10 protein-coding genes are annotated in these 15,436 nt (G+C 35.1%); 4 read left to right on the forward strand and 6 right to left on the reverse strand.

Annotation, left to right across the window (positions count from 1 at the left end; genetic code table 11):
* Positions 1-135: 135 nt before the first annotated feature.
* The gene (locus tag ABID42_RS13105; RefSeq protein WP_323260648.1) at positions 136-264 is read right to left on the reverse strand and encodes a hypothetical protein; all 129 of its coding nucleotides are present in this window, start codon (positions 262-264) and stop codon (positions 136-138) included.
* Positions 265-571: 307 nt separating this feature from the next.
* A complete protein-coding gene (locus tag ABID42_RS13110; protein ID WP_323260646.1) occupies positions 572-2,053 on the reverse strand; it encodes a type III PLP-dependent enzyme domain-containing protein in 1,482 nt (493 codons plus the stop codon).
* Positions 2,054-2,305: 252 nt separating this feature from the next.
* Here ABID42_RS13110 and ABID42_RS13115 point away from each other — a divergent pair, with 252 nt between their 5' ends.
* From ABID42_RS13115 to ABID42_RS13125, 3 genes are all read left to right on the forward strand, one after another.
* On the forward strand, positions 2,306-3,667 hold the full coding sequence (locus ABID42_RS13115; protein ID WP_367284030.1) for a UDP-N-acetylmuramate--L-alanine ligase: 1,362 nt from the start codon (positions 2,306-2,308) through the stop codon (positions 3,665-3,667).
* 113 nt (positions 3,668-3,780) lie between these two features.
* The gene (trpA, locus tag ABID42_RS13120; protein ID WP_367284031.1) at positions 3,781-4,560 is read left to right on the forward strand and encodes a tryptophan synthase subunit alpha; all 780 of its coding nucleotides are present in this window, start codon (positions 3,781-3,783) and stop codon (positions 4,558-4,560) included.
* A 30-nt stretch (positions 4,561-4,590) separates the two neighbouring features.
* Positions 4,591-4,761, forward strand: a complete 171-nt coding sequence (locus tag ABID42_RS13125; protein ID WP_367284032.1) for a hypothetical protein — start codon at positions 4,591-4,593, stop codon at positions 4,759-4,761.
* Between the two features lie 39 nt (positions 4,762-4,800).
* Here the strand turns inward: ABID42_RS13125 and ABID42_RS13130 are convergent, their stop codons facing one another.
* From ABID42_RS13130 to ABID42_RS13140, 3 genes are all read right to left on the reverse strand, one after another.
* Positions 4,801-5,814: a hypothetical protein gene (locus ABID42_RS13130; RefSeq protein WP_367284033.1), complete on the reverse strand. Its 1,014-nt coding sequence runs from the start codon at positions 5,812-5,814 to the stop codon at positions 4,801-4,803.
* Between the two features lie 267 nt (positions 5,815-6,081).
* Entirely contained in the window at positions 6,082-6,759 is a 678-nt protein-coding gene (locus ABID42_RS13135; protein ID WP_367284034.1) for a hypothetical protein, read from the reverse strand.
* Between the two features lie 797 nt (positions 6,760-7,556).
* Complete coding sequence (locus ABID42_RS13140; protein ID WP_367284035.1) at positions 7,557-11,723, reverse strand: T9SS type B sorting domain-containing protein; 4,167 nt, start codon at positions 11,721-11,723, stop codon at positions 7,557-7,559.
* A gap of 411 nt (positions 11,724-12,134) precedes the next feature.
* Here ABID42_RS13140 and ABID42_RS13145 point away from each other — a divergent pair, with 411 nt between their 5' ends.
* Positions 12,135-13,229 carry a PorP/SprF family type IX secretion system membrane protein gene (locus ABID42_RS13145; protein WP_367284036.1) on the forward strand — a complete coding sequence of 365 codons (1,095 nt, stop codon included), beginning with the start codon at positions 12,135-12,137 and terminating at the stop codon, positions 13,227-13,229.
* A gap of 68 nt (positions 13,230-13,297) precedes the next feature.
* On the opposite strand, the gene ettA is transcribed toward ABID42_RS13145, so the two are convergent.
* Positions 13,298-14,968, reverse strand: a complete 1,671-nt coding sequence (gene ettA / locus ABID42_RS13150; RefSeq protein WP_323260635.1) for an energy-dependent translational throttle protein EttA — start codon at positions 14,966-14,968, stop codon at positions 13,298-13,300.
* Positions 14,969-15,436: the final 468 nt, after the last annotated feature.

Raw genomic sequence — 15,436 nt, forward strand, 5'->3', positions numbered from 1 at the left:
AAAATATAAATCGTGTAAACTTAACACGATTTATTGAGTTCCGCAAAACCTTGTATGTTTTTCAGAAAATGAAAAAGCAACAACGAAGGAGAATTTCCTCTGTTGTTGCTTTTTTCAATGTGTTAGCGGAAAGTATTAATTTCTACCTTTATAGGTTGGTTTGTCAATACTTGTGCTTCCATAAGCAGGGCAATTATTTTTTCTTGCACAAGATGCTAAAGACAAAACTGCCAAAAAACCAATGATGATGCTAGCTTTTTTCATGATTAAAATTTGTATGTAAGTAGTCGTAAAGCGTTACTCTTACGTTAAATTACGAAAAAAAGAAATAAATATTGTTTCGCAATTGATTAATTTCCAAAGATTTACGAGTAAGTCTATCGGGTTTCGGTCATCAGATTTCGGATTTGAACAAAAAGCTAATCTGTGAAATGTATAGAGATTATCCTCTTTCATTTATAACGAGGGAATTAGCTCCCTCGTTAAAGATTTAGTATTTGTCTTTATGAATTCGAAATTAGTATTAACAAAATACTCCGCATTCCTCACTCAAAACTCCTCATTCAGAAAATCATTGTTCTACCATCGAAAGGTTTTCTGCCAAAGTCAATTCATCTTGGCTTAGGATAAATACTTTTTCTTCTTTGTCCTCTTTTTCTCCGTAGCCCAAAATCGTCATCATTCCTTCTTTGCCTTGTTCGTCTGCAAAAAGGCGAGTTGTGATTGTGCCATTTTCTAATCTGTCCACAATTACGTGTTTTGGAGCAGGAATTAAACAGTGTTGAATACCACCATAACCACCTAAAGATTCTTGATAAGCACCCGTATGGAAAAACCCTACAAACTGGCGTTCTTGTCCTTCTTCAAAAATTGGTAAGTACAAATCTGAACTGTGTGCTTCGGTATTATAAAAATCCATCGAGTCGCAAGTAAGTCCGCCTAAATTCACTTTTTGGTATGGACTTCCCCAGTTATTCACTGGCAACATGATGTATTTTTGGTTCATTCCCCAAGAATCTGGCAATTGTGTAATGAAAGAACCATTAATCATGTACCATAATTCTTTATCGTTTTGTAACTTCTGGTCGATGATTTCGTATAAAACAGCACCACTTTCACCAACGGTATATGAACCAAATTCCGTAAACAAATTCGGAACAGGTACGTTACTTTTATTACAAATCCATGAGATTGATTCAACGATTTCGTCAATCATAGCCTGATAATCATAATTGAATTGCAATGAAGTTTGGATTGGCAAACCACCACCTAAGTCGATAGAATCTAACTCTGGACAAACCTTTTTTAGCTCACAATATTTATAAATAAAACGGCTCAATTCCGACCAATAATAGGCACTATCTTTAATACCTGTATTGATGAAAAAGTGTAACATTTTTAATTTATAACGTTCGCTGTTTTGAATTTTGTTTTTGTACAAATCCATTACGTCTGAATAACGTAAGCCCAAACGAGAAGTATAAAAAGCAAAGTCAGGTTCTTCGTCTGTGGCGATTCTGATACCTAAATTTACGGTTTCAGTCGTTACAAATTTATCATAAAAGTCAATCTCTTTTAAGTTATCTAAAATTGGAATACAATTAAAGCCTTCGTTGATTAACTCGCTGATATACTGTGTATAAAGTGGTAATTTATAGCCGTTGCAAAGAATGTAATTCGACTTAGAAATCTTATTTTCTCGATACAAATCACGAATTAATGAAATATCGAAAGCAGAAGATGTTTCAAGGTGCACATTGTGACTAAGAACCTCCTCAACAATAAACTTAAAATGGGAAGATTTTGTACAATAACAATAAGTATAATTCCCCTTATAGTTGTACTTTTTGATGGCGTTCTTAAACATCCTTTTGGCATTCTCGATATGCTCGCCAACTTTGGGTAAGTACGTAATTTTCAAGGGTGTACCATATTGCTGGATAATGTCCATAAGTGGAACATTATTGAACAAAAGTTCATTGTCTTGGTCAATGTTGAATTCCAAGGTTGGGAACTCAATGGTTTGGTCAATTAGGTCAATGTAATTTTTCATCCTACTGCGAAAAGCATAAATGCGGGGTTTTGATTAAAAATACTTATATCTTCGTGAAACTTAATCTCAGAAGTTTTATTTAGTAAAGATAAGTTTTCGTTGTTTACTATTAACGAAAAGCTACAATAAAAAGCGTGCAAAAGTGCAATAAAAGTATGACCTTTGCAAGCATAAAAATTGGATTTATTCTATATTTAACGTTCCGTTTTTAGAATTAGTTTCTACGGGGATTACTTTCCGTAAACAGGTTTCATGAAAAAAATACATTTTATTGCTATTGGAGGTGCTGCCATGCACAATTTAGCCATCGATTTACATAATAAAGGCTATCAAATAACAGGTTCGGATGATGAAATCTATGAGCCTTCAAGAACTTTGTTAGGCGAAAAAGGTTTACTTCCTGCCGAAATCGGTTGGTTTCCATCGAAAATTACTAGCGATTTAGATTGTGTAATTCTAGGAATGCACGCTCGTGTGGATAATCCAGAATTAGCCCAAGCCCAAGCATTAGGCGTGAAAATCTATTCATATCCAGAATTTATTTACAGCCAAAGCTTGCACAAGCAGAGAGTTGTCATTGCTGGAAGTCATGGAAAAACCACCATTACTTCTATGATTTTGCACGTGTTGAAGTATCACAAACGCAAGTTTGATTATATGGTTGGTGCCAGAATTGAAGGTTTTGATACGATGGCAAGTTTGTCGGATGCTCCTGTAATTGTGATTGAAGGCGATGAGTACTTGTCGTCACCAATCGACCGCCAGCCTAAATTTTTGCATTATCATCCGCATGTAGTACTGATGTCTGGCATTGCTTGGGACCATATCAACGTTTATCCAGATTTCAACGATTATGTGCATCAATTTGAATTATTGGCTGATACTTTGCCCAAAGCAGGTAGTTTTATTTATGATGAAACGGATAAATTAGTCAATAAAATAGGAGAGAGGAACTTCGAGAGCGTTCGTAAGTTTCCATACAAAGCACACCCACATAAAGTAAAAAATGGTAAAACATTCTTGATTTTACCTGATAAAAAAGAATTAGAAATTGAAGTATTTGGAGAACATAATCTGAAGAATTTGAACGGGGCAAAATTGGTGCTTTCTCAAATTGGTATTGAGGAAGATGAATTCTACCAAGCCATTCCGTCTTTCAAAGGTGCAGCAAAACGGTTGGAATTAGTGGCAGAAAATGATGAAACAATCATTTATAAAGACTTTGCTCATGCTCCTTCTAAAGTAGAGGCAACGACAAAAGCGGTAAAAGCGCAATTCCCTAATCGTAAATTAGTGGCTTGCTTAGAATTGCATACTTTCAGTAGTTTGAATAAAGATTTCTTAGGAGAATATTCCAACAAATTGAATACTGCTGATGTTGCTATTGTATATTTCAGCCCGAAAACCTTGGCACATAAAAAGTTGCCAGCCATTTCGCCCGAAGACATTAAAAGCCATTTCAATAATCCGAATTTATTAGTCTTTACCGAAAGCGATTCACTTAAAACCTTTTTATTAGCAGAGCGATGGCGTGGCTGTAATTTATTAATGATGTCGTCAGGTACTTTTGATGGACTTGATTTTAAAGAATTATCTCAAGGAATTTTACAATAAAAAATAAAACCTCACCCCCAGCCCCCTCTCCTGTTGAGAGGAGGAGATACTCCCAAGTTTAATCTCCTCCTCTCAACAGGAGAGGGGGCTGGGGGGTGAGTTTCAACCATACAATGAATCGTATTACAGCACTTTTTTCAGAGAAAAAGAATAATAATCTAAACGTTTATTTTACAGCAGGTTTCCCAAAAATCAATGATACAACATTGATTTTGAAATCTTTACAAGAAGGAGGAGCAGATTTAGTCGAAATCGGAATGCCTTATTCAGACCCTGTGGCGGATGGTGAAACCATTCAACAAGCTAACCAAGTAGCTTTGGACAATGGCATGACGGTAAAGCTTTTGTTTGAACAATTAGCAGGTATTCGTGAGCAAGGAATTACTGTTCCCATTTTATTGATGGGTTATGTGAATCCAGTTTTACAATTTGGAGTTGAGGCTTTTTGTCAGAAATGTCAAGAAGTAGGGATTGATGGTTTGATTTTGCCCGATATGCCAGCAAGCGTTTATGAAGAAGAATACAAAGCAACTTTCGATAAATACGGTATTCTGAATATTTTCTTGATTACGCCACAAACTAGTGAAAGTAGAATCAAGCACATTGATGAAATATCGCATGGTTTTATTTACATGGTTTCGTCGGCAAGTACTACTGGGGCAAAATCTGGGATTTCAGATGTACAAGAAGAATATTTTGAAAGAGTAAATGCCATGAATTTGAAAAACCCAAGACTCATCGGTTTTGGTATTTCGGATAATGAAACTTTCAAAAAAGCATCATCTCATGCCGCAGGAGCAATTATCGGTAGTGCCTTTATCAAAATGCTAAGTACTTCCACCGATTTAGATGGCGATACAAAAGCCTTCGTAAAAATGGTAAAAGGACAGTAGTTCGGGTTTCCAACCCGAAAATAAAAAGCGTTGAAAACTTCAAATGGTTTTCAACGCTTTTTTATTTATCAAGCCTCACAATTCAAGCCCTTTATCAGTTTATACTTCTATGCCATTGCTCGTGCCTTCACGAGCATTTTGCAAGTACAGGCAGGTGAACAAAATATTGTTCGTGATGGCATGGGCAATGGAGTAAGATAAGTATATATTTTTAAAAGTTAAAAGTAGGTTTTAAAAAACTTAAAACTTATTTAGTTTCTCTTTCCATTTCTCTAAAATTGGATATGGATTATATAAATCAAAAGCTCCACCAAAATATTGAATCTTTTTATTGGAATTAATATATTCGAGAGCTTTCCCTTCCATTTTATATTTTTGAGCAAGTGTAATAACATCTCTTCTTTGTTTAGCTTTTAGGCTTTCAAAGAAATCTATAGCTTTGAGAAGAATTTCGTACTCTTGCTCTTTCCATTTTAGCTTTTTGTAAATAATTAAAAGTCTTTCAAATGGCTCTTTGCCTTCATAATCTTCAGCAATTAGTTCCAGATAAAATTCAATTGCTGTTTTTAAATCTCCACTATTTTCTGCAAGCTGAGCATTTGTAAGAATTAAATCAAACTTTTCTTTTAAAACCTTAAGCTCTTTTGATTTATTTAAAGATACAGGTCTATGAATTGCAATGTATTCAAATGTTTGCATATCACTAGGCATATCAAAATAAAAATTAAACTCTGGAAGTGATTTTTTTAAGTTATTAAGTTCTTTACCTATTGTTATATTTTTATTTATCGGTCTAATAATCTCATTATATTTTAAATCATAACTTGTTTGATTAGATAAATTATTGGTCAGTTTAGATAATCTTACTCTCCATAAACCTAAATCTTGAGAATTGGGGTATGTGTATATCACATTGTTTAAGAATTCTATTTCCTTTTCAACTTGCTTTGTCTTACTGTACAAAATAATTACTCTTTCTATATCATGCCCATAATTAGCAAAATTAAGTATGTCAGATTTTTTTCCAAAATCAATTGATTCAAGATATATCTCAATTGCTTTTTGATATTGTTGAGTTTGTTCAAATTGTTTTGCTTTTTCTCGAAGTGTAATTATGTGTTTAAAACTTTCTTCCCAAGCTTTATTTTTTTGTTTGAGTTCTTCTAATTCTTCATCAAATTTATTATTGTGAAGTTTATAAACCGTTGTTGCACTATTTACTTTATTGAGTTTTAAAAAATCGAATATTCCCATAGTTGTACTATTGTTATTTATTTTCTCTGTGCCGTTGTTCGTATCTCCACGAGTATTTTACCAGTTTAATATGCAAAGCAATGAAATATTGCCCGTGATGACACGGGCAACGGCGTAAGGTTGTCGTTTTTCTACGCTTACCGCTAACGTTTTGCAGCTACCCGAAGGGCGGGACTTTTACTACAAAACTTGATTTGAAATACTAATCATTGATTTACCACAAGACAGCATCTATAACTCTAAAACCCGCCTTTTGGGTAGGTGCTGTTATGCGTTGCCATTCTTTCCATTTAGATAATTATCAAAGTTAAACTGTCCATTATTAACATCGTCAATAAATTGTCTAACTGATTTATTAATTAGTTCAATTTTGTATGGGTCATGTAATAGTCCGAATACTTGTCCTTTGTTGTCAATTGCTATGTAGTTACCGTCTTCAAGGTCTTTTATTTGGTAGTAAGTCTTACCGTCAATATCAAACTCTCCAAGGTTTGTCAAATCAAGTTGTTCACAAGTCAGACCGCCAACGAGCTTTTTAATTTTTGTGTCTGCGGCAAACTTGCTTTTACTTTTTTTAAATGATGATAAGTCAATCTGAAAATTGTTGAAGTCCAAAATGTTTTTTTCAATTTCAAAACCTATCCAAAGTCCTTCGTGAATCGTAACGTTCAATGGGTATGCTTGTCCGTCCTGCTTAATAATGATATTTTCCAACTCAAACTGTTTACCCTTAGTAATAGACTTGTCGGATTGCGATGGGTCAAAGCCGATTGAATAAAAGTGCCCTTTCATTGCGTGGTTTACTGAAAACCTTCTGTAAAGTCCTTTGTCAAGTCCGTCAGATAGAAATTGAAAGTCAGACGGCAACTGCTTAAAAACTTGTCGGAAAAAGTCGAGTGCTTTTCCGTCAATTTTCCAACTTGTCTTTTTAAATAGTCCGAACATGTTTTTCTGTCGTTTTATGATTACACATAACGAATATATAACCGCCATAAACTATAAAAAAACATAACCTTATGGCGGTTATAATGTATGTATCTGAACTCGTTAGTTAGTCCACACTTTTTTAAAACTAAGTATTTATTTCTAAATATCCAATCTGTTTTTATTTGGTTGAAATGCCTCAAGTTTTTGTGCCATTGCTCATGTCTCCACGAGTATTTTGCCAGTTTAATATGCAAATCAACGAAATATTGCCCGTGATGACACGGGCAACGGCGTAGTGAATAGCTATCATCATTTAGATATATGTCAATTTCATTTAGTGAATAGCCATCATCATTTAGATATATGTCAATTTCATTTAGTGAATAGTCATCATCATTTAGATATATGTCCATTTCATTTAGTGAATAGCCATTATCATTTAGATATATGTCCATTACATTTAGTGAATAGTCATCATCATTTAGATATATGTCCATTACATTTAGTGAATAGCCATCATCATTTAGATATATGTCCATTACATTTAGTGAATAGCCATTAATATTTAGATATATGTTGTTTCGTTCCTCTTGTCTCCACGAGCTTAATAGGCAAATCAACGAAATATTTCCCTTGATGACACGGGCAACGGCGTAAGTTGTTTAATATAAGGCTTTCATCTGGCGTTATGTGGATTTTTTACTCATGGCATGACTTACAGTAATTTGTCAAACAATCCCATAGTCATGCCATGAGTTGTTTATCTAAAAACAAAAAAGCGTTGAAAACTTCAAATGGTTTTCAACGCTTTTCATTTACCAAGCTATCGTAACAGCACCTTGTTTTTTGAGCCTTCCTCTATCTGGGAAATATTCAGCCGTATAAGTAATTTCCCAAACGAATGAATCTGGTTTCAATAAAACGCCTTTATATTTGCCATCCCAAGGTTCATCTGTGCGTTTTGAAGTATATAGCAATTCGCCCCAACGGTTATAAATTTTTAAATCAAAATCCCTGATATGTGCCGTGAATACTTGAAACGAATCATTTTGGAAGTCGCCATTTGGCGTAAAAATATCAGGTACTAAAATACTTGGTTCGCATCTATCTACCACATTCGTACTTGCACGACTCGTACAGCCTAAAGTATTGGTTACTTCTACCGTATAAATTCCAATATTTGATACTGAAATTATTTGGCTATTTTGTCCACCTGGAAACCACTGATAAGTTAATCCTTCGCCAGCGCCAGCATCGAGTTTAATAGGTAAAGCATCTGGCACGCACAATGGTACTTCAGATTTTAATGGAATAAATGGTGAAGGCAATAAACGAATCACAATATCATCCGTCGTTCTACAATTACCCAAATTGGCATTTAGTGTAAATCGTCCTTGTTGAGTTGGATAAATAATATTGGTTGTTTGTCCAGTATTCCAGCGATAAGTAACACCAGTTTCAAGATTTGTACCGATGAAATCTATGCCATTTCTACAAACATCTCTATCCGCACCTAAATCTACTTTTGGTGATGGCGAAATTGTAATTGTTCTAGCAACTTTGCCTACACAACCATTTGCGCCTGTTAATTCATAACGAACATTATCATTTTGTGCTAATGACGGAGGAGTATAAAGCCCATTTGAACTAATATTTGAACCAAACCAAGTACCAGTTGCTGGACTAGCCGTAAATTGTACAGGACGAGTTCCAGTACAAATTTCGTTTGGAACATTTACATTAATCACTGGAAGTGGCTTGAACGAAACCAAAGAATTAGCCTTACTGATACATTTTCCTGTAAAATCAATTACTGTAACTGAATAAATACCTGCCTGTGTTACATTAATGCTAGGCGTTGTTGCGCCAGTATTCCATAAAATTGAACCAGCAGTATTAACGGCTTGGAGGACAATTGTTTCTCCCAGACATTCAATTGGTGGTCTTGAAATAGTGGTTACTGTTCTTGGTCTTACTGCAATAATCAGTGGGCTTTCAATGTGTTTACAACCCGAAGCATCTTCTAATTCCAAAGTATATGTTCCAGCACCCAATCCATTTATTAAGTAATTTCTTGATGAAACCAATATTGAACCAACCGAACCACTTTTAATAGTTACATCAGGATTACCATTGATTTTTAAATCAAAAGTAATTGGCTGAATACCACTATTTGCATTTACTGTAAAAGCTATTGAGCCATCGTTCAGTACATCACAATAAGTATCTGTTGGTCTTACTACGATATTAGGTTTGGTATTACCCAATGCTAATAATGGAATATTGAAAGTAGTATCACAAGCAATTCTACTTTGGATGGTTACACGATAATTGCCAGCATCTAAACCTCTAATGGAGTTTCTAGTTTGTCCAGCGATAAGTACGCCATCTTTATACCAAACAAATGTGTAATTATCTGTTGGCGATAAACTCTGAATGGCAATTTGTCCGTCTCTGATATTACAATTACTTGGCAGCGTTTTATTGACCACAAAAGTTGGTTTGGGCAATGCACTAACCACAACTTGGTCCCTTACTTCACAATTGGTTGTACTTTCTTTAACGATTACAGAATAAGTACCCGGACGAACTACTACAATACTTGGTGTCGTTTGTCCTGTATTCCATAAATATGTACTTGTGGGGCTACTACCCGCATTGAGTGCGGATAAAGTAAAAGAAGAATTCTGACAGATAGTTGTATCTGCTGGAAGATTAAATGGTTTTGCCGAAAAGAGATTTACTTTAACAGAGTCTTCTGCGATACAACCATTTTTTTCTACAAACACCGTGTATTTTCCAGACCTTGTTGCTGTTAAAGTTCTCAGCGTATCTCTTGGTAAATAGCTACCGTCAATCAACCAAAAGTAATGGCTATCAGGAAGTGTATTTCCCGAATTTAAAGTAGTTGTATTCTGGCAAAGATTAATATCATTGCCTAAATCTGCATTGGGAATGGCAAATATTTCAAACTCTTGCGGAGGAAGTAAAGAATCAGGTTTACATTTATTGCCCATGTTTACAAAAACATGGTATTTGCCCGGCGCAAGGAAAGTATAGGAAACTTGTAAGCCAGCATCTCCATCACCACCATTGACGGAATGAACGGGTGTTCCGACAGGGACGTATTCTCCCTTTGCGTTAGGTTGTGGTGCTGGTCCAGCATAAAATCGCCAATCAGTATGAGTATTTTTAAAAGTCTCTCCTTCACAAAGATGATTCGTCTGGAAATTTGAGGGAGAACCAAAACAAGTATCCGACGCCATAATACCTACTCCAGAACCTCTTGTAATTACTACCGTTGTAGTAGTTGGTAAACCCAATTGACTGGTTTTTCCATTTAAACTAAAAGCATCTCTTTGATAGTAAGCCGTATCTATTGCTACTTTAGTGGCATTGGTATAAGAAACAGTATCATTCGGTAATTTTATCACACCCAAAGTATCACTTCCTTGTACGGCTAAATAAATTCTTCCATCTGGACCTAGTTGTACAGAACCGTAATATTCTTTTTTTGATGAATCTAGCGTGATTTTAGATTTTGCCAAAGACACTTCATCTCCTTGTGTTAAGTCATAACGCAACAAAGAAGAATATGTACCCGGTTTTTTAATGGTATCAGCTTTCATCGTAACAAAGAGCGTTTTGCTATCTGGCGAAAACTCAACACCATAAACGGTTGGTGGGGCTGGTCCTAAATCAATTGTCTTTTTATTCGTAATCGCTCCTGTTGAATCTGCAAAATCATATAATTCCACAAGATTTCTTGTTCCACCGGGAATAGCAATGGCTAATTTTGTCGCATCTTGCGAAACCTTTAAATAGCCTTCTGCTTTTTCTGGAGAATCTATCGTTGAACCAATATTAATGGTTTTTGAAATAGAAATTCCATTTTTAGTAACACGATACATTCTATAAGTATTGTTACTATAATCATGAGAAATTACCCAATAAGTTGAGTCTTTTTTAACAAAAGTTGAGATTAGACTTTCGGTAGAAGAAACGTCATCTAAAGGTAAATTTTTGGCAATTACTTTCCCTTTCCCTTCATTCATTCGAATATCAACAATTGAATAGGTTAGTTTTTTTTGTCCATTAATTTCTGTCGTCGTAAAAATATAATAATAAGACTGGCAACCCTGACAACTAGGCTGTGGCACAATTACGGCAGATTGTGTTGAAAAGGAGCTTCCCTTCAAGGTATCAGTAGGAAATACGGCTTGCATTTCCGTCCCATCTTTATCATATACTTTTCGTCCATCTGTATAAAAAAGTAAATTACCATTTTGGTCAGCTATGGATGAAACTCCTTCTACCGTATTTAATTTTCCTTCAGTATCAGCCGTAGCCGAGCCATTTGAAAATTTAATACCAGCATTATTACCGAAGTACCAAGAGGTTTCGGCAGGTTTTGGCGGTGGTGGAATACAAAGCTGCACATTGATTTTATTTTGAGCAGAACAGCCCGTAATAGGGTCGGTTACTTGTACAGAATAACAGCTTGTAGTATCAGCGATTAGTGTTTGAGTAGTTTGACCTTTAGGAAACCAGATGTATTCATATTGTGGTTGAGCTCCTCCATTAGGGTAAGGGTTCAATGTAAGAACATCTCCGTTACAAATAGTGGTATCTTGCTGCGAAGGGTTTTTTCCCAAATAGAAAGCTTGCGGTGGCGCAAAAATTTCAAATGTTTTGGTATAAGTAACTGGCACACCACTTTCTGTACGAACAAGCGTTACGGTTTTTATGCCTGGAGTAGTGTATAAGTGTGCTGGATTCCTTAAAGTGGAAGTATTTTTTAGGGTACTGGCAGGGTCACCAAAATCCCATTGCCAAGCTGTAGCTGGAGTAGCAACCAAATCTTTAAAAACGGTTGCAGCGGTCGTATCTGAACATTCTGATAAACAAGTTTTTGCTACACTGAATTGAGCATGAGCCGTATTTGACCAAGCCCATGTTAAAAAAACAAAGGTGATGAGCAAAAAAAATCGTTGTATGCTACTAATTCTAAACATTCTTTCGTTATAAAAAATGAAAATACTCTTTGCTTCCGATATAGACAGCTATTATACCTAAAAGGTTGGATGTTAAAATACTTATTAAAAATATTGATTTTAATGACAAAATCTTCTTTAAATTTAGGCTCTTCTACATTAACATAAACAAAACCATTTGCTTCGTCCATGAGTTTTTAAAAATGATTTTACAATAGAGGTATTGATTATATCAACGTAATTTAGGGGAATGTAGCGCTTTTTTTAACGAAATTTACTGTTTAAAATTATAGAAAACATTAAATAGTACAGATTCGTGTTGGGAAAGTACATTTTGTAGGCTAATTGTTTTTTGGATAAAAATATTTTACTAATATTTAACAGTATGATTAATCGCTGATGAAGATACTCATAACCATTCCTAATTCCATGTTAAAAAGAAGTTTTCTGTTGATATTGTTCATTATTTTATCTTGGTCTTTTGCAAAGGCTCAAGATCCACAATATTCACAGTTTTATGCAGCGCCCATGTTTTTAAACCCTGCTTTTGCGGGTTCTGCAAAAGCTCCTAGAGTGAGTTTGAATCATAGAAATCAATGGCCATCATTAAGCGCTAATTTTGTTACTTCATCGCTTTCTGCTGATTTGTATTTGGAGAAATTGAAAAGTGGAGTTGGCTTATTACTTACTTCCGACCGTCAGTTTACTAATTTAACCACGACTGATATTGGAGCTTTTTACTCTTATCACCTCAAAATAAGTGATGGTCTAAGAGCCAATTTAGGGGTTCAAGGTTCGTATGTAACCCGTGGAGTAAACTTTGCAGATTATACTTTTGGCGACCAAATTAATACTTATCTGACTACTGGGGCTTATCCTCGTTACTCTTCCGACCAAATTTTACAAGGTGGAAATAATCTTACTCCACAATTGAAATACTGGGATTTTTCATCAGGAGCAATTGTTTATGGAGAACAATTTTGGGTTGGCGCATCTGTTCATCATATCAATCAGCCAAATCAATCTTTTTCAAATCAAAATGCAGTTTTACCTGTCAGAATTGGTATTCAAGCAGGTTTTAATATTCCTTTAGATGATTATATGTTAGGAAATAATTTAGGAGATGCCGTTGACAGAGAGAAAAGTATTACGCCCGTTGTTCATTATAGACGTCAGGGACAATCTGACCAATTAGATGTGGGAGCATACTTAACTTACTCGCCAATTGTCATTGGAGCTTGGTACAGAGGAATTCCGATTAAAACATATAAGAAAGATAACACAAGTATCATTAGTCACGATGCTTTAGTGTTTTTGGTCGGTTATCGACAAGATAATTTTTCGATTGGTTATAGCTACGATGCTACGATTTCAAGATTAAGTTCGACTGGTGGAGCGCATGAATTATCGATTTCATATACTTTCAGCGATTTAATTCAACCGAAGAGAAATGTCCGCCCAAGAAAAGGCGAATTGAAATGTCCGAAGTTTTAACATAAAAAAGCCATCAAAAATTGATTTTAAACAATTTTGATGGCTTTTTTGCTGAGAATAATGTTGAATTACTCTCCCAACTTCTTATAACGAATACGTTTTGGTGTTGCATCGTTACCTAAACGTTTTTTGCGGTTTTCTTCATAATCAGAGAAGTTCCCTTCAAACCAATATACTTGTGAATTCCCTTCAAAAGCTAAGATATGCGTTGCAATTCTATCTAAGAACCAACGGTCGTGAGAGATGACTACTGCACAACCTCCAAAGTTTTCAAGGGCTTCTTCTAAGGCACGCAAAGTATTTACGTCCAAATCGTTGGTAGGCTCATCTAGCAAAAGTAAGTTAGCACCTTCTTTCAACATCATCGCTAAGTGAACACGGTTACGTTCTCCACCCGAAAGATTACCAATTTTCTTTTCTTGATCAGCTCCGTTAAAGTTAAACTTACTTACATAAGCTCTAGCATTTACTTGTTTCCCTCCTAATAAAGTATGTTCTGTCCCACCAGAAATGGTTTCAAAAACAGATTTTTCACCTTTTAATTGGTTATGTTCTTGGTCAACATAAGCCATTTGTACGGTTTCACCTACTTCAAATGTCCCTGCATCTGGCTGTGCTTGTCCAGTAATCAATTTAAACAATGTTGTTTTACCCGCACCATTTGGCCCGATTACTCCAACAATACCCGCAGGCGGTAAAGAGAAAGTAAGATTATCAAACAATAACTTATCGCCATAAGCTTTCGTTACATTGTTTACTTCAATTACTTTATTTCCTAATCTTGGCCCAGCAGGAATGAATAATTCTAATTTATCTTCTTTCTGACGGTTTTCTTCCGACATCAATTTATCGTAAGCTTCCAAACGTGCTTTAGATTTTGCCTGACGTGCTTTCGGTGCCATGCGTACCCATTCTAATTCACGCTGTAAAGTTTTCTGACGACGAGACTCTGTCTTTTCTTCTTGTGCTAAACGATTTTGTTTTTGCTCTAACCAAGAAGAGTAATTTCCTTTCCAAGGAATACCTTCGCCACGGTCTAATTCTAAAATCCATCCCGCTACGTTATCCAAGAAGTAACGGTCGTGAGTTACGGCAATTACCGTTCCTTTATATTGACGAAGATGTTCTTCTAACCATAATACAGATTCAGCATCTAAGTGGTTGGTAGGTTCATCTAATAACAATACGTCTGGCTCTTGTAACAACAAACGACATAAAGCCACACGACGTTTTTCACCACCAGAAAGGTTGGCAACATTGGCATCAGAAGGAGGACAACGCAAAGCGTCCATCGCTCTTTCTAAACGAGTATCCAATTCCCAAGCATTGAAGTGGTCAAGTTTTTCTTGTACTTCGCCTTGGCGTTCTAATAATTTATCAAAATCAGCATCTGGGTCGCCAAAAGCTTCGTTGATTTCATCAAATTCTTTCAATAAAGCTACAATTTCAGCAACGCCTTCTTCTACTACTTCTTTTACAGTTTTTGTTGGGTCGAGTTCAGGTTCTTGTTCCAACATTCCTACAGAATAACCAGCCGAAAATACAATGTCGCCAGTGTAGCTTTTGTCTTTACCAGCAATGATTCTTAAAAGAGAAGATTTCCCTGAGCCATTTAGCCCTAATACGCCAATTTTTGCTCCGTAGAAAAATGATAAGTAAATATTTTTAAGTATTTGTTTTTGGGGTGGAACCGTTTTAGAAACACGTTCCATAGAAAAAATAATTGTTTCCTGACTCATTGGGTTAATTTATCGTTTAATATAATTAGTTGTCGTTTTATAAAAATTAATAGAATGATTTTGTTCTGAAAATAAAACCTTAATCATTCATTCAAAGATAGTATTTTTAATTAAAGCCTCCTTACCTTTCTTGTCAGGTAGTTTAATTATGAGGCTAAAATTCAATGAATTTTGGGCTGTAATGCTCTTAAAGATTTTTTTAATAAATAATTTAATGGTTTTGAGTGCAATTAATATTCAATTATCCTTTATTTTGGGCTTGATTTATGCGCTAAAATAAAAATTTACAGAATACATGGATTATGTGGATAAATCATTAGATTTTTTGCTGAAAATCAGTAAATTGCGGAAAATTTAGGTGTTAGAAGAGTTTTCATTTTCAAAATTTGTTAATTTTAGAATTTTGAAATTATTTTCAATCAGAATCGTTTCATAACAAATAAGTAAAATAGAATTTTAAACAATCAC

Origin of the sequence: Arcicella rosea, assembly GCF_040543805.1 — a bacterium.
Lineage (GTDB): Bacteria > Bacteroidota > Bacteroidia > Cytophagales > Spirosomataceae > Arcicella > Arcicella rosea.